This window comes from Streptomyces sp. NPDC058470 (assembly GCF_042721055.1).
GTDB lineage: Bacteria > Actinomycetota > Actinomycetes > Streptomycetales > Streptomycetaceae > Streptomyces.
Genome location: NZ_JBHXMF010000006.1, coordinates 1 through 21,528 on the forward strand (window position 1 = coordinate 1; position 21,528 = coordinate 21,528).

The window sequence follows — 21,528 nt, forward strand, 5'->3', positions numbered from 1 at the left end:
CTCTTGCACCGGCCGGCGCCCCCCCCGGCCCCCCCCCCCACCCCGCCCCGCCCCCCCCCCCCGCCACGTCCGGGACCGCTTCAGCCGAGCGGCTTCTCCAGCACCGCCTTGCGATGACTGAACGTCTCGATCGAGTAGCGCCCGTGGTAGCTGCCCATGCCGCTCTCGCCGACCCCGCCGAACGGCAGGTCTGAGACGGTCAGATGGGCGAGCGGCAGGCCGAAGCCGAGACCGCCGGACGAGGTCTCGTCGGCGAGCCGCCGCCGGGTGGTGTCCGAGTCGGTGAAGACGTACAGGGCCAGCGGCTTGGCACGGTCATTGATGAAGCCGATGGCCCCGTCGAGGTCCGCCGCCGTGATGATCGGCAGGATCGGGCCGAAGATCTCCTCCGCCATGACCGGCGACTTGGGGTCGACGTCGGCCAGGACGGTCGGCGCGATGTACTTGACGCCGCGGTCGCTGTCGCCGCCGGTGACCGCGCGGCCGGAGCCGAGCAGCGAGCTGAGCCGGTCGAAGTGCCGTTCGTTGACGATCCGCCCGAACTCGGGGGACTTCTTCGGCTCGGCACCGAAGGCCGCCTCGACCGCCCGGACGAGCTCGGGCTCCAGGGCGCGGGCGGTCTCGGGGTCGGTCAGGACGTAGTCGGGTGCGACGCAGGTCTGCCCGGCGTTGAGGAACTTGCCGCGGACGAGCCGGTCGGCGACGACGGCCAGGTCGGTGCCGCGGTCGACGAACGCCGGGGACTTGCCGCCCAGTTCGAGGGCGACGGGGGTGAGGTGCTCGGCGGCGGCGCGCATCACGATGCGGCCGACCGTGCCGTTGCCGGTGTAGAAGATCTGGTCGAAGCGCTCGACCAGCAGGGCCGTGGTCTCCGGAATGGCACCCTCGACGACGGCGACCGCGTCGGTGTCGAGGTACTGCGGCAGCAGCCGGGCAAGGACGGCGGACGTGGCGGGGGCCAGCTCACTCGGCTTGGCGACCACCGCGTTGCCGGCGGCGAGGGCGCCGAGCAGCGGGGTGAGCAGGAGCTGCACCGGGTAGTTCCAGGGAGCGATGACCAGGACGACGCCCAGGGGGTCGTATTGCGTCCAGGCCGTCGCGTCGTCTCCGAGGTGCGCGGGAACCGGGGCGGGCACGGGGCGCAGCCAGCTGTCGAGATGCTCCAGGGTGTGGTCGATCTCGCGCACGGTGAAGTTGATCTCGGTGCGGAAGGCCTCCGTGGAGCTCTTGCCGAGGTCAGCGTGGAGGGCGGCGGCGATGTCCTCACCGTGTGTGGTGAGCAGTTCGCGCAGTCGGCGCAGCTGGGTCTTGCGCCATTCGACGGGCTTGGTCCGGCCGGAGCGGAAGGTGGAGCGCAGCCGGGAGACGACGTCGGCGGGCTGCTCGGGGGTGGACTGGTTCACGATGCCTCGCTGGTCTGGCGCGGACGGGTGGGGCCACCGCGCGACGTACTCGATCGCTGGACGTGGAGAGCTGCACGTAGAGAGCTGGACGTACAGCCGAATGCAACAGCTGGATGTATATACCAACCTTTCACATGCCCAAATAAATTCCGGGCACACGAAAGCACTCTCCGCGACCATAGCGATCCGGAGAGTCTCAGAGAGCGGTCTCGGCGTTCGCCCCGTCCAGCGTGTCCACCAGGCGTTCCAGCAGAGCTCGCAGCAGTTCGTCGTCACCGTCGCTCAGCACCGGCCACCGGGCGCGGACCTCGCGGTCGAGGCGTCGCCAGTACGTCTGACCGCGCGGGGTGAGGTACGCGAGAATGCGGCGCCGGTCGAGCGGGTCGACCCGGCGGTGGACGAGGTTCTGGTCGACGAGGTGGTCGACGAGCTTGGTCAGCGTCGGCGGCGGCAGGAAGGCGGCCTCGGCGAGCGACGTCATGTGATGCCCCTGGCCGTCACTGAGCAGGGCGAGCACCCGCCACGCGTCGAGCGAGCAGCCGTCCTCGTCCAGCACGCTCTGGAGCCGGCGCGCGGCCAGCCGCTCGGCCCGTGTCAGGAGGTGCGCCAGATCCTGGGGCTGACGCGGAGTTGAGGTTGACATCCTGCTCCTCGATCCCGGGGCATTACATGGTACGAGCCGCGGCTGTACATGGCATGAGACAGACTGGAGTTCACCGGGCGGACCCGGAATCATGACGCCATGTTCCGGCACGATCCGCCTCCGCCCGACTGGTTCACGGCAGACGACTCCGTGTTCCGGGTGGCGCTCGTGTTCCCCATGCAGGGATCGGCGGGGATCTTCGGACCGACCTGCGAACTCTGCGCACAGCTGGCCGCCGAGGAGGTCAACCGCGCCGGCGGTGTCCTCGGCAGGGAGCTGCGGCTGCTGCCGGTCGACGGCGGCAGCGGACCGCGCGAAGTCGCCGACCACGTCGAGGCGTTGGTGGATCTGGGAGTCGTGCAGGGCGTCACGGGCTGGCACATCTCCTCGGTGCGGCAGGCCTTGGCGCCGAGGATCGCCCATCGGGTGCCGTACGTCTACACCGCGTTGTACGAGGGTGGCGAGAACACCGCGGGTGTGTTCCTCACCAGCGAGACGCCTCGCGATCAACTCCGGCCCGCGATGGGCTTGTTGGCCCATGAGCGCGGGGTGCGGCGCTGGTTCGTCGTGGGCAACGACTATGTGTGGCCCCGCCGTACAGCCCGGGCCGCGCACGGCTACGCGCGGGAGGCCGGCGGCAGGATCCAGGGAGAGGTCTATCTCCCCCTGGGCACGCATGACTTCGGCGCGGTACTGCGCCGTATCGAGCGGTCGGACGCGGACGGCGTACTCATGCTGCTCGTCGGCAGCGACGCGGTCCGCTTCAACCGGGCGTTCGCGGCGGCCGGCCTCGACGCGCGCTGTCTGCGGCTGAGCACGCTGATGGACGAGAACATGCTGATGGCGAGCGGGCCGACGGCCACCGTCGACCTCTACAGCACCGCCGGGTTCTTCGCCTCGCTGGCCAACCAGGACACCCTCGACTTCCACGGCCAGTACGCCGGGCGGTTCGGCATCGAGGCACCGGCCCTGGGGAGCCTCGGCGAATCCTGTTACGAGGGTGTGCTGTTGCTCGCCGCGCTGATCGGGCGGGCCAGGGCCCTCGACGTGTCGGCGATCGGGGCGGCGGCCGAGACGGTGTCGTACGAGGGCCCGCGCGGACTGCTCCATCTGCGGGGCGGTCATGTCCGCCAACGCATCTATCTGGCACGGGCGGACGGTGTGGGCTTCGACGTGGTCGCACAACTCGACCTTCACGGTTCCCACCCTTGACATGCCGCACCCTCGCCAAGATACTTCCCACAGGAAGTAACTAGAATGCCTCGGGCGAATGATGAATTCGGGTGACGAATTCCGCCCCGGGCATTTTTTGTTGCCCGATATTTCCCCGCGCCCACCCCATGAGAGCGGGAAGATACCGCCGGGAAAGTATCGCGAAACACCTTGGAAACAGGGTCACTTGAGGCTGTGGACCGCACTTCAGGAAGTCGTCTCCTCCACAGCCCGAGGGGGTTCTTTTGTCCAGCGGTTCAAGCGGTCCGAGTGATTTCAGCGATACCAGCGATTCCAGCAGTTCCAGCGATTTCAGTGGTCTCCGACGCCGGGTGCTGGCCGGCGCCGCCGCACTCGCGGCGGTCGTCGCGCTCTCCTCGTGCGGTGCGAAGACCGACGCGGGCGGTACGTCCGACAGGGCCGCGCAGGCGGACGTGAGCGGCGACACCGTCAAGGTCGGACTGCTCAACTCACTGTCCGGCACGATGGCGATCAGCGAGGTGACCGTACGCGACTCACTGAAGCTGGCGATCGACGAGATCAACGCCTCGGGCGGAGTGCTCGGCAAGCAGATCAAGCCGATCAGCGAGGACGGCGCCTCCGACTGGCCGACCTTCGCCGAGAAGGCGCAGAAGCTGATCTCGGAGGACCGGGTCGCGGCCACCTTCGGCTGCTGGACCTCCGCGAGCCGCAAGGCCGTCAAGCCGGTCTTCGAGAAGAACAAGTCGCTGCTGTTCTACCCCGTGCAGTACGAGGGGCTCGAGGAGTCCCCGTACATCTTCTACACGGGCGCGACCACCAACCAGCAGATCATTCCCGCCCTCGACTACCTCAAGAGCCAGGGCAAGAAGAGGATCTACTTGGTCGGCAGCGACTACGTCTTCCCGCGTACCGCCAACAAGGAGATCAAGGCGTACGCCAAGGCCAACGGCATGACGGTGCTGGGCGAGGACTACGCGCCGCTGGGCTCCACGGAGTTCAGCACGATCGCCAACAAGGTGAAGGCGTCGAAGGCGGACGCGGTCTTCAACACCCTCAACGGCGACTCGAACGTGGCCTTCTTCAAGGAGTACAAATCCGCGGGCCTGACCGCCAAGGGCATGCCGGTCGTCTCCGTGTCGATCGCCGAGGAAGAGGTCAAGTCGATCGGGGCGCAGTACCTGGAGGGCCAGTTGACGGCCTGGAACTACTACCAGACGACTCCGGGCGCGGCGAACACCAAGTTCGTCAAGGCATACAAGGACGAGTACGGCCAGGACAAGCCGACCAGTGACCCGATGGAGGCCGCGTACACCTCGGTCTACCTGTGGAAGGCGATGGTCGAGAAGGCGAAGTCGTTCGACCCCGAGAAGGTCAAGGCCGCCTCGGACGGCATCACCTTCGACGCGCCCGAGGGCAAGGTCACCGTGGACGGCGCGAGCCAGCACATCTACAAGACCGCCCGCATCGGCAGGATCGGCGACGACGGGCTGATCGAGCAGGTCTGGGACTCCGGCAAGCCGATCAAGCCGGACCCGTACCTCAAGGGCTACGACTGGGCCGCCGGCCTCTCCTGATCACCCGTGCGCGGGGGCCCTTCGCGAAGTGGCCTCCGCGTCCCGCCTCCCCGGAGTCGCCGCATGACCGTGATCCTCGGGCAGATGTTCACCGGCGTCAGCATCGGTGCCGTTCTGCTGCTCATCGCGCTCGGCCTCTCGCTCACCTTCGGCCAGATGAATGTCATCAACATGGCCCACGGCGAGTTCATCATGGCCGGCGCCTACACGACCTATGTCCTCCAGAAGTCCATTTCCAGTGCAGGAATTTCGCTGCTCGTCGCGCTGCCCGTCGCCTTTCTCGTGTCAGGGGCGCTCGGCGCGCTCCTTGAATGGGTGCTCATTCGCCGCCTTTACCTCCGGCCACTGGACACACTTCTCGTCACTTGGGGCGTCTCGCTGATGCTCCAGCAACTCGCCCGTGACATTTTCGGTGCGCCCAATGTGCAGACTCGCGCGCCCGACGTTCTCACCGGGAACATCACCGTCATCGGCGGCGACGACCCGCTCACGTTCGCCAACAGCCGCCTGTTCATTCTCGGTCTTGCGCTCGCGGCGGTCCTCGCGCTGGCGCTGACGCTGCGGCTCACCCCGCTCGGCCGACGGATCCGCGCCGTCGTGCAGAACCGGGACCTGGCCGAGGTGTCCGGCATCTCCACCGGCCGTGTCGACCGCACCGCGTTCTTCATCGGGTCCGGACTCGCCGGAGTCGCCGGGGTGGCCCTGACCCTGGTCGGTCCGATCGGGCCGACGATGGGCACCAACGTCATCATCGACGCCTTCCTGGTGATCGTGGTCGGCGGCATCGGACAGCTCAAGGGCACCGTGATCGTCGCCTTCGTGCTGGGCGTGCTGCAGTCCGTACTGGAGTACTCCACCACCGTCAGCGTCGCGAAGGTGCTGGTCCTGGTGGCCATCGTCGCGTTCCTCCAGTGGCGGCCCCAGGGGCTGTACACGCTGCGTACGAGGAGTCTCGTATGACCACCACCACTCCGGTCGCCCCGAAGCAACCCGCCGGCATCAAGCGGCGGTTCACCGCCCTGCGCCCCGCGGCCGGCTTCGCCGTGGGCGCCGTCGTGCTCTTCGCCGTGGCCCCGCTCGCGCTCTCCGACTTCCGCCTCGGACTGCTCGCCAAGTACCTGTGCACCGCGATCGTCGCCGTGGGCATCTGCCTGGCCTGGGGCCGCGGCGGACTGCTGACGCTCGGGCAGGGCGTCTTCTTCGGGCTCGGCGGTTACGCCATGGCCATGCACCTGAAGATCGCGGACGCGGGGCCCGGCAACCTCCCCGACTTCATGCAGTTGTACGGCACCGCCACCGAACTCCCCTGGTGGTGGCGGCCGTTCGCCAATCCGCTCTTCGCGCTCGCGGCGACCGTACTGCTGCCGATGGCCGTCGCGGCGATCCTCGGCTCGTTCATCTTCCGGCGCCGGGTGAAGGGCGCGTACTTCGCGATCCTCAGCCAGGCCCTCGCCGCCGCGTTCGCCATCTGGCTGATCGGCCAGCAGGCCACGACCGGTGGCACCAACGGACTCACCGACATCCAGGGCTTCTTCGGCTACGACCTCGACGACCCGGTCAACCAGCGGATGGTGTACTTCATCATCGCCGCGGTCCTGCTCCTCCTGATGGCCCTGGCCCGCCAGCTGATCCACAGCCGGTACGGCGAACTCCTCGTCGCCGTAAGGGACTCCGAGGAGCGGGTCCGTTTCCTCGGGTACAACCCGGCGAACGTGAAGCTCGTCGCGTATGTGGTGGCGGCGGGCATGGCCGGGCTCGCGGGCGCGCTGTTCGTGCCCGCGGTCGGGATCATCTCCCCCGCCCTGATCGGGATCGTGCCGTCCATCGAACTGGTCATCGGCGCCGCGGTCGGCGGCCGGGCGATCCTGGTGGGCGCGGTGCTCGGCGCCGTCGGTGTCGCCTGGGCCAAGACGGCGCTGTCGGAGGAGTTCCCCGCGGCCTGGACTTACTTCCAGGGGCTGCTGTTCATCGTCGCCCTGGCTTTCCTGCCCGGGGGTCTCGCCTCGCTGGTGGGGATCGTCCGGCGCCGGCGCGGGTCCTCCCGGCCGGCCGACGAGCAGGGGACCGACGAGAAGGCGCCCGCCCTTCCAGTGGGAGAACCGGTATGAGTGAGCTCTCAGGTCTTGAGATACGCCAACTACGGGTGTCCTTCGACGGTTTCACCGCCGTGGACGGAGTCGACCTCGACGTACGCCCGGGCGATCTGCGTTTCCTCATCGGGCCGAACGGCGCGGGCAAGACGACCCTGGTCGACGCCGTCACCGGGCTGGTGAAGGCGCAGGGATCGGTACGCTTCGGGGGCGAGGACATCCTCGGGCGCAGCGTGCACCGAATCGCCCGCTCGGGGATCGGCCGGACCTTCCAAACCGCGACTGTCTTCGACGAGTTGACGGTCCTTCAGAATCTGGACATCGCGGCAGGCGCGGGCCGGGGCATGCTCACGATGCTGCGCCGCCGCAAGGGAGTGCCGGAGCCCGTCGCCCGCGCGCTGGACACGGTGGGCCTCACCGAGCTCGCCGACAGCCCGGCCGGGACGCTCGCACACGGTCAGAAACAGTGGCTGGAGATCGGGATGCTGCTCGTCCAGGACGTACGGCTGCTGCTGCTCGACGAACCGGTGGCGGGCATGAGCCATGACGAACGGCAGTCCACCGGTGAGCTGTTGGAGCTCATCAGCCAGGATCGGACCGTCGTCGTCATCGAGCACGACATGGACTTCATGCGCTCCTTCGCCCGCAGCGTCAGCGTGCTGCACGCGGGCAAGGTGCTGAGCGAGGGGACGGTGGCCGAGGTGCAGGCGGATCCGAAGGTGCAGGAGGTGTATCTCGGGCACGCGGCCGATACACCGACCGCCGAGCCTCCGATCGGCGAGGATCCGGTCAGCGAGGCCCCGATCGACGAGGCCGCCGCGGGCGTCGCCGTACAGGAGGCGTGAGCGGCCATGATGCTGGAGATCGACGACGTACGCGTCGGCTACCACCGCAGCTCCGTCCTGCACGGGGTCTCCGTCGAGGTCCCGCACGACGGCGTGGCAGCCGTCCTCGGACACAACGGCGCCGGCAAGAGCACCCTCCTGCGAACCGCCGTAGGACTGCTCACCCCACAGAGCGGCACCGTCCGTCTCGACGGTGAGGACATCACCCGGCGAAAGCCCCATGAGCGCGTGGCCCGCGGCATGGCGTACGTCCCCCAGGGACAGCAGGCCTTCCCGCACCTCACGACCGCGGAGAACCTCCAACTGGTCGCCGACGGGCGAGCGCGCGGCAAGGAGGCGGTCGCCGAGGCGCTGGACCTGTTCCCGGCGCTCCGCACGCTCTCGGGCCGGCGGGCCGGGCTGCTCTCCGGTGGCCAGCGGCAGCAACTGGCCATCGCCCGCGCCCTGGTGACGGGCCCTCGGCTGCTCCTCCTCGACGAGCCCACCGAGGGCATCCAGCCCTCCGTGGTGGCGGAGATCGAGGAGACGATCCTCGCCCTCGCCGCGCGCGGTGGACTCTCCGTCCTCCTGGTCGAGCAGCACGTCGGCTTCGCGATGCGGGCGGCGCAGCGGTACTACGTCCTGGAGGCCGGACGGGTCACGTCCTCGGGCGAGGGCGGACAGGAGGCGGAGCGGTCGGTGCGGGAGGCACTCAGCGTGTGAGGGGCGCGTACGCCGTCGGGGGCTTACGCGTGCACTCCCCCAGTCGATGGCCCGGTTCCAGGTGCTCCCCGCGAGGAAGGTTCAATCGGTACCGGACACCTCGACACCGGGAGATCCTCCGATGAGCACCACACCGCATCCTCTCGTCACCCGCGCGCGCCGCCTCGCCGCCGAGGTACTGGCGCCCCAGGCGGCGCGGGTGGACCAGGAGGGTGTGCCGGCGAGCAGTATCGAGGCGGTCAAACGGTCCGGGCTGCTGGGGGTGAGCGCGCCGGTGGAGTACGGCGGGTCGGCGGCGCCCGCCGCGGTGGCCCGGGAGACCGCCGAGATCCTGGCCGGGGCGTGCTGCTCGACCTGGTTCGTGCAGACCCAGCACCACACACCGGTGCAGATGCTCGCCAAGGCTCAACTCACCCTGCGAGAGCGACTGTTGGGACCGCTGGCGGGTGGGGAGCTGTTGTCCGGGGTGGCGTACGCCCAGTTGCGCGCCCATCCGCGCCTGCCCGTCCGGGTCACCCGCGAGCGCGGCGGCTGGCGCTTCGACGGGACGGTGCCCTGGTACACGGGCTGGGGGCTCAACGACGTGATGCTGCTGGCCGGAGTGACGGAGAGGGACGAGGCGCTGTTCGCGTTCACCGAGGCGCGTGAGCAGCCCGGCCTGAGGCCCTCTCCCCCGATGCGGCTCGCCGCGCTCACCGCCTCCCGGACGGTCTCCCTGGACCTGGACGGCCTGTGGCTGCCGGATGACGCGGTGGCATTGCGTACCCCGTACGAGACCTGGGCCGTCACCGACCGCCCGAAGAACACCAACGCCTCACCGGCCGTCTTCGGCGTCACCGCGTCCGCACTCGACCTGCTGGAGTCGTTCGACGGCGACCCCGTCACGAAGGAGACCGCGCGTGCGCTGCGCGGTCGCCTGGACGAGGTCAGGCAGCAGGCGTACGAGTTGGCCGACCACCCGGTGCCGACCGAGCGCGTCGATGAGCGGCTGGCGGTCAAGACGCGGTCGTACGACCTTCTGCGCGCGGCCACGACCGCGGCGGTCGTGGCCGGTGGCGGGCGCTCCATCGACCTTGGTAGTCCGGCGCAGCGGCTGGCGCGCGAGGGAATGTTCCTGCTGGTGCAGGGGCAGACGGCCGAGGTGCGGACGGCGCACCTCGGTTCGCTCGGCTCGCTCGGCTGACTCAGCTCGCGAAAGGCACCTGTGCCACCGGAGCGGCCGGCTTCGGATACGGGTGCTGCCACAGGCCCTGTGCGGCCAGTCGCGGCAGGACGCCCTCGCCGAACCAGTACGCCTCCTCCAGGTGCGGATAGCCGGAGAACACGAACTCGTCGATGCCGAGGCGGTGGTACTCGGCGATACGCTCGGCGACCTCGTCGTGGCTGCCGACGAGGGCCGTGCCCGCGCCGCCGCGGACCAGCCCGATCCCGGCCCACAGGTTGGGGTGGATCTCCAGGCCGTCGCGACTGCCGCCGTGCAGGGCGAGCATCCGCTGCTGGCCCTCGGACTCGCTGCGCGCGAGTCCGGCCTGTACGGACTTCACGGTCTCCGGGTCGAAGCCGTCGAGGAGCTTGTGGGCCTCGGCCCAGGCCTGCTCGGACGTGTCGCGGGTGATGACATGCAGCCGGATCCCGAAGCGGACGCTGCGGCCCTCCTTCTCGGCGAGGCCGCGTACCCATGCGATCTTCTCGGCGACCTCCGCGGGCGGCTCGCCCCAGGTGAGGTAGACGTCCACGTGACGGGCGGCGATCTCACCGGCGATGGGCGAGGAGCCACCGAAGTAGATCTCGGGAACCGGGTCGGGCACGCGGGCCAGCTTGGCGTCCTCGACCTTGAGGTGTTCGCCCGCCAGGTCCACGGTCTTGCCGTCCCACAGGTCCCGGACGATCTGGAGGAATTCGCCGGTACGGCGGTAGCGGGCGTCCTTGTCGAGGAAGTCGCCGTAGGCGCGCTGCTCGTGGCTCTCGCCGCCGGTCACCACGTTCAGGAGCAGGCGTCCGCCGGTCTGCCGCTGGAAGGTGGACGCCATCTGCGCGGCGAGCGTGGGCGAGACGAAGCCGGGCCGGAAGGCGACCAGGAACTTGAGCCGTTCGGTGTTCTGGCTGACCATCGCGGTAGTCAGCCAGGCGTCCTCGCACCAGGCGCCGGTGGGCGTGAGCGCGCCGACGAAGCCCAGGTCCTCGGCAGCGCGGGCGATCTGGCTCAGATACGCGACCGTCGGCGGCCGGTCCCGTCCCGAGACGGTCGCCGGGGTGCCGTGGCCGCCGCCGACGACATGCCGACTGTCGCCGTTGGTGGGCAGGAACCAGTGGAAGGTGAGGGACACGTGAGGTCTCCGTTCAGAGCAGGCCGTGCCGAGGGGGCTTCGTGCCATTGAGTACGTAACGGCCGATGTGCTGGATCTTCCAGCGTGCCGGGTCGTGCAGCGTGTGGGTCCGGGCGTCGCGCCAATGCCGATGCAGGTTGAGTGAGTTGAGGGCCGAGCGAGTGCCGGACACCTCGAAGAGCGCGCCCGCCACCTCCAGGGCGGTGGTGGCGGTGTGCACCTTCGCGGCAGCCACCGCGATCGACGCCTCGGCAGCCGAATCCTCGTCGAGGGCCTCACGAGCCGCGTCGACCGCGCGTGCAGCCGCGCCGAGCAGCGCCTCGGACGCCCGTACCTGGATGGCGAGTTCACCGAAGCGCTGGATGAGCAGCGGATCCTCGGCAGCGGTGTCGAGACCGCTCTCGAACCAGGGCCGGCTCTTGGTGCGGACGAACTCGACGGCCTCGGCGAGGGCGCCCGCGGCGATCCCGGCGTCGATGGCGGCGTGCAGCAACTGTGCGACGGCGCCGTGGAGTTGGGGACCGTGGAAGGTGAGGTGATGTGGGACGACCCGGTCGGCGGGGACTGCCACGCCGTCCAGGCGGACGGTGCCGCTGGCCGTCGTACGCTGCCCCATGCCGTCCCAGTCGTCGACGACCGTGACCCCGGCGGCGTCCCGTGGGACGTACGCGACGTGCAGGTTGTCGTCCTCGGCCCGGGCGAGGACGGGGATCCAGTCGGCGAAGAGCGCGCCGGTGGAGTAGTGCTTGACGCCGGTGAGCGCGTAGGAGCCGTCCGGGCGGGGTTCCAGGCGGGTGCGGATGTCCTGGACGTGCTTGGTGCCCGCTTCCGACTGGGCGTTGCCGAAGCGGCGCCCGGCCAGCACTTCGGCGAAGAAGAACTCCCGCTGCCGTGCGGTGCCCTGACGGCTTATCACGTTCACGTACACGAAGTGGTTCTGCGGGATCTGCGCCAGGCTGGCGTCGGCGGAGGCCAGCAGCCGGAAGATCTCCGCGAGGGTCTCCTGGCACACGTCGGCGCCACCGTACGCGGCGGGCACGGTGACGGCGAGCAGTCCGGAGGCGGAAAGCCGCTCCAACTCCGCTCGCGGGAGCCTTCGTTTCGCATCCCGCGCCGAGGCACCGGCGCGGAACTCGTCGGCGAGCGCGGCGGCGACAGCCAGAGCCTCGACGTCGTCGGCGATCACTTTAGCGGTCATGGTGTCAGCCTGCCGCAGCCAGCAAAGGCGTGCGGCCGAGAGCGGCCGAGAACTGGTCGACCACCTGGGCCAGGGCCTCGGCGGTGCCCGGCGCCACGGTGATCCTGCCGTCCTCGCCCGTCGTGATGTCCTTGTCGAGGGTGAACCAGCCCTGGACTATGTGCGCGGCGCCCATGGAGTTGAGGACGGGGCGGAGCGCGTAGTCGAGGGCGAGGACATGCGCGGTGCTGCCTCCGGTGACCAGCGGCAGCACGGTCTTTCCGGTGAGCGCGTACTGCGGGAGCAGGTCGAGCAGGGCTTTGAGGACGCCGGAGTAGGCGGCCTTGTAGACGGGGGTGGCGATGACGACACCGTCGGCGCGGGCGAAGAGTTCGGTCGCCTCCACGATGGCGGGGTGCTTGAAGTCGGCCCCGAGCAGGGCCTCGGCCGGGATCGTGCGGACGTCGAGCGGGATGACCTCGTGGCCCTGCGCCGCCAGCCGGGTGTCCAGGTGGCGCAGGAGTTTGGCGGTGCGGGAGGCAACGGAGGGGCTGCCGGAGACGGACAGGACGGTGGCCATGGGCCCTCTTTCTGCGGAGCGGGGCGCCTCCCGACGGAGGCGCCCCGGGCGAGCGGTCAGGAGTACCAGGTGGGTTCGGGCAGTTCGCCCTCGAGTACCCAGCGGCCGACCTCGCGCCGCTTGTAGGCGACCGGGTCGTGGAGGGAGTGTGTGCGGATGTTGCGCCAGAACCGGTCCAGCCCCTCGGCGCCGGCGGTGGAGCGGGCGCCGGTCACCTCGAAGATCCGGTTGCCGATCTCCAGGGCGACGTCCGTGGCGCGGGCCTTGACGGCGGCGACCCTGACCTCGAAGTCGCCGCGCGTCTGCTCGGTGACGGCGTCGGGATCCTCGTGCAGCTTCTGTCCCTCGGCGGCGACGGCGTCGGCAAGTGCCTCGACCGCCCAGAGCTTCGCGGTGAGGTCTCCGTAGGTGTCGATGACGTACGGCTCGTCGACCGCGCGCTCGTAGCCGCCGTGCAGCCAGGACCGGGTCTTGGTGCGGGTGTAGGTCGCCGCAGTGTCCAGGGCGCCGGCGGCGATGCCGAGGTAGAAACTGACGAAGACCAGCTGGATGGTGGGGACGTTGAGGGTGTTGTAGATCCGGGGCTGGAACTCCTTGTCGACGTACCCGGCGGCGCTCGCCCAGGGAGTGCGGACCCGGTCGAGGGTGACGCTGCCGCTCTCGGTGAGCCGCTGGCCGATGTTGTCCCAGTCGTCGTGGAAGGTCAGACCCTCGGTGTCGGAGGGCACGATCGCGAAGACGTGCCGGTCGGTGCCCTCGAAGACGCCTTCGAGGACGGTGACGTCGGAGACCTTGCTGCCGGTGGAGAAGGACTTGTGGCCGGTGAAGAGGAGGTCGTCGCCGTCCTCGGTGACCACGACGTCCTTGTCCCGCGGGTTGACGGCTCCGCCGAAGAACCAACGGTTACGGGCGGCTTCGGCCTCGACGTGCTCCCACTGCTCGCGGGTGCCGACCAGGCGGGCGGCCCAGTTCCACAGGTAGTGGTAGCCGAGGAGCTGGCCGATGGAGCCGTCGGCCTTGGCGACCTCGCGGATGACGCGGTAGGCGGTGGGCCAGTCCTGGCCCGCGCCGCCGTGCTCGGTGGGTCCGAGCAGGGTGACGAGGCCGGAGTCCTTGAGGAGCTGGATCTCCGCGTGCGGGGTCGCTCCGGCGTGGTCGCGCTCGGCGGCGTCGGTGGCGAGGACGGCGGCGACCGCGGCGGCACGGGCGATCCAGTCCTGGGCGGTCTGCGGAGCGGGGCGGGCCTGCCAGTCGGTGGGGGTGACGGTAGTCATGCTTGTCGACCTCTTTCGCAGAGCGGTGCGGAAGGAGCGGGGGAGAGGGCAGAGATGGTCACGCGTGGACGGACACGGACTCGGCCTCGGACTGCGGCAGTTGGGCTTCCAGTTCGCGTACGAGGGGCAGCACCCGGCGGCCGAAGTACTCGACCTCCTCGTGGTAGTGCAGGAAGCCGAGGAGAAGGAGGTCGACGCCGAGGCGCTTGTAGGCGACGATCCGCTCGGCGATCTGCTCCGGGGTTCCGATCAGGCCCGTACGGAAGCCGTCGTTGTACTGGACGAGGTCCTCGAAGCTGGAGTCCTGCCACATGCCCTTGCCGTCGGCGGTGGACTGGCCGGCCTGCTTCACGGCGGCGCCGAAGCCCTCGACGGCCTCGCTGTCGGCCTTGGCGACGATCTCACGGAGGGTGTCGCGGGCCTCGGCCTCGGTGTCACGGGCGATCAGGAAGGCGTTGAGGCCGAACTTCGGTGCCTTGCGCCCGACCTCGGTCGCAGCCTTCTGGACGTCCGCGAGCTGCTCGGTGACGCCGTCGAAGTCCTTGCCGTTGGAGAAGTACCAGTCGGAGACCCGGCCTGCCATGGCGCGGGCTGCGGTGGAGTTGCCGCCCTGGAAGATCTCCGGGTGCGGGCGCTCGGGTGTGTTGAGGGGCTTGGGCTTCAGCGAGAAGTCCCTCAACCGGTAGAAGTCACCGGCGAGTTCGGTGTGGTCCTCGGTCCAGATCTGCCGCAGGGCGCGGATGAACTCCTCGGAGCGGCGGTAGCGCTCGTCGTGCTCCAGCCACGGTTCACCGAGGGCGGTGAACTCGCCCTTGAACCAGCCGCTGACGACGTTGACCGCGAAGCGGCCCTTGGAGAGGTGGTCGGCGGTGGCGCCGAGTTTGGCGAGGACGCCCGGGTGCCACAGGCCCGGATGGACGGCGGCGATGACCTTCAGACGTTCGGTGGCGAGGAGCAGGGCGAGGCTGAAGCTGGTCGACTCGTGCTGGAACTCGGCGCCGTAGCTGGCCATGTAACGGACCTGGCTGAGCGCGTAGTCGAAGCCGTTGTTCTCGGCGAGGACGGCGAGCTCGCGGTTGTAGTCGTAACCCCAGTCGGTGCGCTGCTCGATCTTGCTGGTGACCAGGCCGCCGCTGACGTTGGGGACCCAGTAGGCAAAGCGAACGGGCTCGCTGGTGATCTCTGTGGGGGTGTCGGTTGCGGATTCCGTTTCGGGCACGGAGAACTCCCGGTGTTCGATACGAGGGCATGACGAATTACGGGCCCGGCTTTTCCACGGGAATGCGGGCGGTGAAAGGGGGCGGCGGGTGCCGGAGAACACGGAGATCTACCCTGCGGGAGAATTCACCGGTGGGCAGGCTGGTCTGTGCGAAGGGGACCCTACCGTCGGGATCGTCAGGCTTCGCTACAACAGAAGGAACTGGAGACACGCGCGAGGTCGACGTGGCGTCGCCGCGTGAGGTCCGGTCGCATCTTCATGTCGTCGATCGTCGCAGCCCCCCGTCCGGACCGTCAAGGAATAGCCGACCGGTCTCGCATCCCGGACCGGTGTATTTCACGAAGGTGTGACAGGGAAACCCTTGAACACGGCCGGCCGGCGACCACATTCTGCAGGGGTGCGAATAGAGCAGCTGGAATACATCGCGGCGGTCACCCGGCTCGGCTCGTTGCGCCGGGCCGCCGAGGAACTCCACCTCTCCCAGCCCGCGCTCAGCGAGACCGTACGGAACCTGGAACGCGAACTCGGCGTCGACCTGCTGGAACGCAAGCGCACCGGCGCGAAGATGAGCGCCGAGGGGCGGGACCTGCTGCCGCACATCATCAACGTGCTGGACGCGGTCGACCGGCTGCGGGGCGCGGCGGGCGAACAGCACCGCATCAGCCGTATGGTCCGCGTCGGCACGGTGAACGCGGCGACCGTGCCCTTGCTCATCCCCACGGTCCGGGAGTTCCGCGCGACGCATCCGCTGACGCAGGTGGAGGTGGTCGGCGCCCAGCAGTCGGACATCCACCGGGCCCTCTCGGAGGGCGGCTTCGACCTGGGTCTGGTGAACCATCTCGACGGCGACGACCTGCCCGCCGACTTCGAGACCACCGAGCTGCTGCGCGGACGGCCGGTGCTGTGCGTACGCCCGGACAGCCCGCTCGCCGCGCGGGACACGGTCTCGGCGGCCGACCTCCTCGCCGAGCACGAGCCGCTGATCTCCATGCGTACCGGATACGTCATGCACCGCTATCTGCACCGGCTCCTGGAGGGTCACGCCCCGTCCTTCTCGTACTCCACGGACGGCGCGGAGATGGGCAAGCTGATGGTCGCCGAGGGCCTGGGTGTGACGGTCCTGCCCGACTTCAGCGTGATGGACGATCCGCTGGAGCGATGCGGCGCGATCACCTACCGGCCGCTGGAGGACGATTCCACCCAGGTGGTGCTGATGCTTCAGCGCCGCAGGGCGGACTCGGTGCCCCGCGCGGCCGACGACCTGCACGAGGCGTTCGTCCGCAGGGCCCGGGAGCTGGGCGGGCGGCTCACGCCCGCCGCAGGACCCGCTTGAAGCCGATGAGCGTGCGATAGCGGTCCCGGGCGGCGAAGTCCGCCATGCCCCACACGGCCGGACGCCCCACCTCGGCACTGAGGTGCAGGACCCGGTCCTCCCCCACGACCACACCGACGTGTGCGCCCCAGGCGTTGTCGGCGGCGTTGAGGAGCACCAGGTCCAACGGCCGGGCGTGCGCGACCCGTTCGGTGCGTCCGGTGTCGTCCCACAGATCACTCGACCGCCAGTCGGGGACGGTCAGGGAGCAGCGCCGCAGTACCTCATAGGCGAAGAGCTGGCAGTTGGCGCCCTCCGCGAGGCCCGGCTTCTCGGCGACCGCGCGGGAGCCGGGAAAGCGCCTGCCGACGTACCGCGTCTCCCAGATCGACTCGGGCAGCCGCGCCAACGGCTCGTCCTCACTGGGCTCCCACACTGCTGCCTCCGCCTGTCGTCACTCCGTTGCACCGGTACCCGCTTTACCAGGATGACTTTTTTCAAGCCTTGACTTAACACCAAGGATATTGCTTGGATCTGCCGCATCGGTGGGGTGGGAGGGAGTTGCCGTGGTGGCTGTCGCCACATCAGGACGCATACGTACACCCCTCTGTCGGCTGCTGGACGGCACCGGCACGACCACCGACTCCGGATACGTCGTGGAGGCGCGCCGGGTCGTCGGGACGTATCCGACGTCGCGGCGTTCCCTCTTGAACCGTCCGTTCACCCCGCGCCGTTGGCGGCGGAACGGTCGCGTGCCTCTCGTTCAGCGCAGCGCCACCCCCCTCTCATCCACCGAGCCCAGGAGCAGCTGTGAGACGTACTCTCACCGCGATCGCGGCCATCGCCGTCACGACACTGTCCACATTGGTCGGCACGGGTCCGGCCGCGCATGCGGACCTCGCCGCCGACGGGTCGACCGGGAACGGCCAGGTCGTGACCGGCACCTACTCGACCGGCGGTGAACAGGCCTGGCAGCCACTGCCGAGCGTCCGGACAGGCACTGGTTCCGGCGGCTCCGTCGATGCCACCGTGGTCGTCGACCCCAGTGCCGCCCGGCAGGAGTACACGGGTATCGGTTTCTCCCTGGACGAGACCAGCGTGTCCAACCTGTGGAAGCTCACACCTGCCAAGCGTGAGGAGGCCATCCGGCTTCTTGTCGACCCCAAGACCGGCGCGGGCCTGGACCGGTTCCGGCTGACCATCGGCAGCCCCGATCTCATCGAGCACCTCCCGTTCTGGTCGGAGGACGACCTGCCCGCCGGTGTCACCGAGGACTTCGGTCTGAAGTACTTCTCCATCCAGCGCGACATCGACCTGCACATCATCGACACGATCAAGCTCATTCAGCGCTACAACCCCAAGGCCACCTTCTTCGCCTCGGCGTGGAGCGCACCGGCGTGGATGAAGACGAACAACCGGTTCACCGGTGAGGTCGCGCTCAAGCCCGGAAGCACCACGGACTACTACCAGGCCGGCAAGTTGCGCGACGACTGCATCGACGTCTTCGCGCGGTACTACGTCAAGTTCGTCCAGGCGTACGCCAAGAAGGGCATCCCTGTCGACGCGCTGACTCTGCTGAACGAGCCGGGCATGGACGTCGTCTACCCGGCGATGGACATCAGTGTCGAGCAGCAGCAGAAGCTGACCCTGGCGATCAAGCGTGAGTTCCAGAAGGTGCGGCTGAGCACCGAGCTGTATGTGCACGACTTCAACTTCTGGGACTGGCGCGACCCCAACAGCACGGCTACCAAGAACTACTACCGCATCTTCGAGGACGCCCCGGACGGCTCGGTGACCGGCGAGGAGGTCCGCGACGCGTCGGACGCCATCGCCTTCCACCCCTATTGGGGGGACCCGAGCGTCATGCGTGACGCCTATGAGGAGACGGGAAAGCCGGTCCATCTCACGGAGACCAGTGATCTGGCTCCCTCGACGATCCTCAACGACTTCCGCCTCGACGCCGGTTCCTACATCCTGTGGGCCCAGGCCACCGACCAGGACGGCGGGACCCTGCACTGGACGCCTTCCCGCGACAACAACATCGACTGGGACCAGGTGGCGGCCACCACCAAGTGGCCGGACCGGCTGGTGAAGGTGAACACGCTCACGAAGGACTTCACCGTCCGCGACGAGCTGTACGCGATCGGACAGTTCTCCAAGTATCTCTCCCCGGGTGACGTGCGCCTGGAGTCCAGCGCCGCGGAGCACGATGTCAGCAACGTGGTCTACCGCTCGGGGAACGGCACCTTCACCGCCGTCCTCGGCAACAGCGCCGGCACCGACAGCAAGGTCCGGGTGGTCGTCGCCGACCAGACGTTCGTCGTGACCGTTCCGGCGGGCTCCTTCGCCACCTACCGGTGGAAGGGCAAGGTGCCGACGGGTTCCCACAACCACGCCCCGATCTTCGCGCAGGCCACCGATGTCGTCGCCGACCAGTACGGCACCGCGAGCCTGCAGTTGAAGGCGACCGACCGCGACCGGGACCGGCTGTCCTACTACGCCACCGAACTGCCGGGCGGCGTCGCCCTCGACCCGGCGACCGGTCTGGTCACGATCCGTCCGACCGTCGCCGGCGAGCAGGACCTGACCTTCTACGCCACCGACGGCAGGGCGCACGACGAGGTGACCGTCCATCTCACCGTGCGGCCGCACGCGGCCCCTGTGGGTCAGAAGATCGAGGCCGAGTCCTACACCGGCCAGCAGGGCTGGCCCGCGGACGGCAGCAACCTCGTCGAGAGCAACCCCGCCGCCAGCGGCGGCAAGAACGTGGGCTGGACAGCTGCCGGCAACTGGCTCACGTACGCCGTCGATGTGCCGCAGGCAGGCTCCTACGATCTTGAGCTGCGCGTCGCCAACGGCACGGACACCACGGCGGCGAACGCCGTGTCGTTCCGCGACGACAGCGGCACCACGCTGGCAACGGCATCGGTGCCCGCCACGGGCGGCTGGGGGACCTACCAGTCGGTGCACGTACCCGTCGACCTCCGGGCCGGGGAGCAGACGGTCACCGTCTACTGCGAAACCGGTGGCTTCAACCTCGACTACCTGCTCATCTCCGGCGACTGACGCACCTCCCGCTACACATAAAGAAGAAATAAGAGCACAATGGGGTGAACGCGGCACTTACCGCATACCGGACCAGGGCGGTAGGGCCGAGAGATCGAGAGAGCTCTAAGGAGACGAGTCATGGCCAACGTCTCGCACCCCAGAGGTGACATCGGCAGCCACCCGGACGTCGGCGAAATGCGGGATCGGTATGCCCGCGTCGTCGGCGCCCGCGATGTGGCACTCGTGGACGGGCCGGTGTTCCTCCTCGGCCTGTACTGCGCAGTGTCCCCGTGGATACTCCACTACACGACAAGCCAGCCCGCCCTCGTGGCGCACAACCTCATCATCGGCATCGCGATAGGCCTGCTGGCGCTCGGATTCACCATCACGCCGGAGAGGATGTACGGCCTGAGCTGGGCGATCTGCGCAATGGGCGCGTGGATGATCATCTCGCCGTGGGTCGTCGGCACCAGTCCGGACACCGGAGTCGTCCTCAACAGCATCATCATCGGCGCACTGGCCGTGGTGCTGGGCGCGCTCTGCGCGGTCACGGCCAGGGGCAGCACGCCTCGGGCGTAGCCGGCAGGACGCGGCAGCGAGCCACGGAAGGGAACCCGGCCCGAGGCCGGCCCGCTCGACGCGGGCCGGCCTCTGCTGCCCCGTCGACGCGTCAGCGGCTCGGCACCACCCACGGCTCCCGCGGCAGCGGGGCGCCGGTCTCAAGCAGGGACTTCAGGCTGGACAGCACCACCGGCCAACCGGAACTCACCTGGCCCAGCTCGCCCTCGTCGGCCAGGTCCTCGTGGGTCACAGTCAGCCGGACGATTTCGGCCTGCTGCCGAATGTCGTAGGTGACCCGGGAGTACCTGTCATCCTGGCCCTCATCCTCAGGCGCGGCCCAGGTGGCCACGAGCCGGGTCGGACGCTCGCTCTCCACGACGGTGCCCACCACATCGGCGATGCCCGAGCCGTCCGTACGACGGTGTTCCCAGCGGGAACCGGGCTGCCAGTCCGAGACGTTGCTGTGGCCCCAGTACGCGGCCGTCAGGTCCGCGTCGGTGAGCGCGTCCCAGACCTTCTCGGGTGTGCTCTGGATGTAGATGACGTACACATAGCTCGGCTTGTCGGTCATGGGTTCCTCGGCTCGTCGCTTGAGTGCACTGAGCGCGCGCAGCCGCGGGCGCTCGAACTTGTCGATCCATCGCTCCTGGATCTCGTGGAGCGGCACCGGATTGAGGTAGTGCAGTTTCTCTCGCCCCCGCCGCACCGTGCTGACCAGGTTCGCGGCCTCCAGGACCGCCAGATGCTGCGTGACCGACTGACGTGTCATGTCGATGTGCGCGCACAGCTCACCCAGCGTCTGACCGCTGTGCGCGTGCAGCCGGTCCAACAGCTGTCTCCGCGTCTCGTCGGCCAACGCCTTGAACACCTGGTCCATCCCGGGCTGATTCTCCGATCGCACACTCAAAGTTATGCAGGCAATTACCTGCATGTCAAGCGGCAGTCATGGCGGACATGCGCGACCGGACGTATACCGATCGCCCGGCGCACCCCGGGCTGGCACGCTTTTCGCATGGACCAACCGGAGGTACTCCTCATCGGCGGGCGCGCGGGCGTCGGCAAGTCCACCGTGGGCTGGGAGGTCTCGGCGCGGCTGAGGTTCGCCGAGGTCGCGCACGCGGTGATCGAGGGCGACTTCATGGGATACGTGCATCCGGCGCCGGACGGCGATCCGCACCGCGCAGGGATCACCGAGCGCAATCTCCGGGCGGTGTGGGGAAACTTCGCCGAGCTCGGCCACCGGCGCCTCGTCTACACCAACACCGTGAGTGTGCTGGCCGAGTCGGCGAGCCTGTTCCAGCGGGCCATGGGCGGAGAGGTACGGATCATCCGCGTGCTGCTGACCGCCACCGACGACACCACGGCCCGGCGGCTCAAGGGGCGGGAGATCGGCTCCGAGTTGGAACGCGAGATGGCGAACAGCGCCCACAAGGCAAGGCTGTTGGACGAGCGGGTGCCCGCGGACACCGTGCGGGTGGCGACCGACGACCGCACGGTGGTGGACATCGCACACGAGGTCGTGGCCGCCACCGGGTGGGTTCACGCCGGGTGACACGGGCGGGCCCGGACTCGGGCCCGC

The 21,528-nt window shown here is 69.0% G+C and carries 21 protein-coding genes; 11 read left to right on the plus strand and 10 right to left on the minus strand.

The window, feature by feature from the left end; all coding sequences use genetic code 11:
* Positions 1-80: 80 nt before the first annotated feature.
* Together ACFWP7_RS05970 and ACFWP7_RS05975 are read right to left on the minus strand one after the other, a co-directional pair.
* Positions 81-1,403 carry an aldehyde dehydrogenase family protein gene (locus tag ACFWP7_RS05970; RefSeq protein WP_384376674.1) on the minus strand — a complete coding sequence of 441 codons (1,323 nt, stop codon included), beginning with the start codon at positions 1,401-1,403 and terminating at the stop codon, positions 81-83.
* Between the two features lie 196 nt (positions 1,404-1,599).
* Positions 1,600-2,046, minus strand: a complete 447-nt coding sequence (locus ACFWP7_RS05975; RefSeq protein WP_384376677.1) for a MarR family winged helix-turn-helix transcriptional regulator — start codon at positions 2,044-2,046, stop codon at positions 1,600-1,602.
* A gap of 99 nt (positions 2,047-2,145) precedes the next feature.
* Here ACFWP7_RS05975 and ACFWP7_RS05980 point away from each other — a divergent pair, with 99 nt between their 5' ends.
* From ACFWP7_RS05980 to ACFWP7_RS06010, 7 genes are all read left to right on the plus strand, one after another.
* Positions 2,146-3,258, plus strand: coding sequence for a substrate-binding domain-containing protein (locus ACFWP7_RS05980; RefSeq protein WP_384376680.1), 1,113 nt, complete (start codon positions 2,146-2,148; stop codon positions 3,256-3,258).
* Between the two features lie 332 nt (positions 3,259-3,590).
* The gene (urtA, locus tag ACFWP7_RS05985) at positions 3,591-4,814 is read left to right on the plus strand and encodes an urea ABC transporter substrate-binding protein (RefSeq protein WP_384376683.1); all 1,224 of its coding nucleotides are present in this window, start codon (positions 3,591-3,593) and stop codon (positions 4,812-4,814) included.
* A gap of 63 nt (positions 4,815-4,877) precedes the next feature.
* Positions 4,878-5,774, plus strand: a complete 897-nt coding sequence (urtB, locus tag ACFWP7_RS05990) for an urea ABC transporter permease subunit UrtB (RefSeq protein ID WP_384376686.1) — start codon at positions 4,878-4,880, stop codon at positions 5,772-5,774.
* Complete coding sequence (gene urtC / locus ACFWP7_RS05995) at positions 5,771-6,922, plus strand: urea ABC transporter permease subunit UrtC (protein ID WP_384376690.1); 1,152 nt, start codon at positions 5,771-5,773, stop codon at positions 6,920-6,922. Before urtB ends, urtC begins: the two co-directional genes overlap by 4 nt.
* Positions 6,919-7,749, plus strand: a complete 831-nt coding sequence (gene urtD / locus ACFWP7_RS06000) for an urea ABC transporter ATP-binding protein UrtD (RefSeq protein WP_384376693.1) — start codon at positions 6,919-6,921, stop codon at positions 7,747-7,749. Before urtC ends, urtD begins: the two co-directional genes overlap by 4 nt.
* A 9-nt stretch (positions 7,750-7,758) precedes the next feature.
* On the plus strand, positions 7,759-8,451 hold the full coding sequence (gene urtE, locus ACFWP7_RS06005; protein ID WP_384377172.1) for an urea ABC transporter ATP-binding subunit UrtE: 693 nt from the start codon (positions 7,759-7,761) through the stop codon (positions 8,449-8,451).
* Positions 8,452-8,572: 121 nt separating this feature from the next.
* Entirely contained in the window at positions 8,573-9,634 is a 1,062-nt protein-coding gene (locus ACFWP7_RS06010; RefSeq protein WP_384376696.1) for an acyl-CoA dehydrogenase family protein, read from the plus strand.
* 1 nt (position 9,635) lies between these two features.
* Here the strand turns inward: ACFWP7_RS06010 and ACFWP7_RS06015 are convergent, their stop codons facing one another.
* The 6 genes from ACFWP7_RS06015 to ACFWP7_RS06040 form a co-directional block, all read right to left on the minus strand.
* Entirely contained in the window at positions 9,636-10,778 is a 1,143-nt protein-coding gene (locus ACFWP7_RS06015) for an LLM class flavin-dependent oxidoreductase (RefSeq protein ID WP_384376699.1), read from the minus strand.
* Positions 10,779-10,791: 13 nt separating this feature from the next.
* On the minus strand, positions 10,792-11,976 hold the full coding sequence (locus ACFWP7_RS06020; RefSeq protein ID WP_384376702.1) for an SfnB family sulfur acquisition oxidoreductase: 1,185 nt from the start codon (positions 11,974-11,976) through the stop codon (positions 10,792-10,794).
* 4 nt (positions 11,977-11,980) lie between these two features.
* Positions 11,981-12,535 (minus strand): NADPH-dependent FMN reductase, encoded by a 555-nt coding sequence (gene ssuE / locus ACFWP7_RS06025; RefSeq protein WP_384376705.1) that lies wholly within the window; start codon positions 12,533-12,535, stop codon positions 11,981-11,983.
* A gap of 56 nt (positions 12,536-12,591) precedes the next feature.
* Entirely contained in the window at positions 12,592-13,809 is a 1,218-nt protein-coding gene (locus ACFWP7_RS06030) for an acyl-CoA dehydrogenase family protein (RefSeq protein ID WP_384376708.1), read from the minus strand.
* 58 nt (positions 13,810-13,867) lie between these two features.
* A complete protein-coding gene (sfnG, locus tag ACFWP7_RS06035; RefSeq protein WP_384377175.1) occupies positions 13,868-14,989 on the minus strand; it encodes a dimethylsulfone monooxygenase SfnG in 1,122 nt (373 codons plus the stop codon).
* A gap of 215 nt (positions 14,990-15,204) precedes the next feature.
* On the minus strand, positions 15,205-15,288 hold the full coding sequence (locus tag ACFWP7_RS06040) for a putative leader peptide (RefSeq protein ID WP_384377178.1): 84 nt from the start codon (positions 15,286-15,288) through the stop codon (positions 15,205-15,207).
* Between the two features lie 137 nt (positions 15,289-15,425).
* On the opposite strand from ACFWP7_RS06040, the gene ACFWP7_RS06045 reads away from it, so the two are divergent.
* Positions 15,426-16,361: a LysR family transcriptional regulator gene (locus ACFWP7_RS06045; RefSeq protein ID WP_384376711.1), complete on the plus strand. Its 936-nt coding sequence runs from the start codon at positions 15,426-15,428 to the stop codon at positions 16,359-16,361.
* On the opposite strand, the gene ACFWP7_RS06050 is transcribed toward ACFWP7_RS06045, so the two are convergent.
* Entirely contained in the window at positions 16,336-16,776 is a 441-nt protein-coding gene (locus ACFWP7_RS06050; RefSeq protein WP_384376714.1) for a hydrolase, read from the minus strand. The genes ACFWP7_RS06045 and ACFWP7_RS06050 overlap by 26 nt on opposite strands.
* Before the next feature lie 374 nt (positions 16,777-17,150).
* Between ACFWP7_RS06050 and ACFWP7_RS06055 the strand changes: the two genes are divergently transcribed.
* On the plus strand, positions 17,151-19,406 hold the full coding sequence (locus ACFWP7_RS06055) for a carbohydrate-binding protein (RefSeq protein WP_384376717.1): 2,256 nt from the start codon (positions 17,151-17,153) through the stop codon (positions 19,404-19,406).
* Positions 19,407-19,526: 120 nt separating this feature from the next.
* Complete coding sequence (locus ACFWP7_RS06060) at positions 19,527-19,967, plus strand: SPW repeat protein (RefSeq protein WP_384376720.1); 441 nt, start codon at positions 19,527-19,529, stop codon at positions 19,965-19,967.
* A 91-nt stretch (positions 19,968-20,058) separates the two neighbouring features.
* Here ACFWP7_RS06060 and ACFWP7_RS06065 read toward each other — a convergent pair whose 3' ends face one another.
* Positions 20,059-20,826 carry an ArsR/SmtB family transcription factor gene (locus ACFWP7_RS06065; RefSeq protein ID WP_384377181.1) on the minus strand — a complete coding sequence of 256 codons (768 nt, stop codon included), beginning with the start codon at positions 20,824-20,826 and terminating at the stop codon, positions 20,059-20,061.
* A 135-nt stretch (positions 20,827-20,961) separates the two neighbouring features.
* Here ACFWP7_RS06065 and ACFWP7_RS06070 point away from each other — a divergent pair, with 135 nt between their 5' ends.
* Entirely contained in the window at positions 20,962-21,501 is a 540-nt protein-coding gene (locus tag ACFWP7_RS06070) for a hypothetical protein (RefSeq protein WP_384376723.1), read from the plus strand.
* Positions 21,502-21,528: the final 27 nt, after the last annotated feature.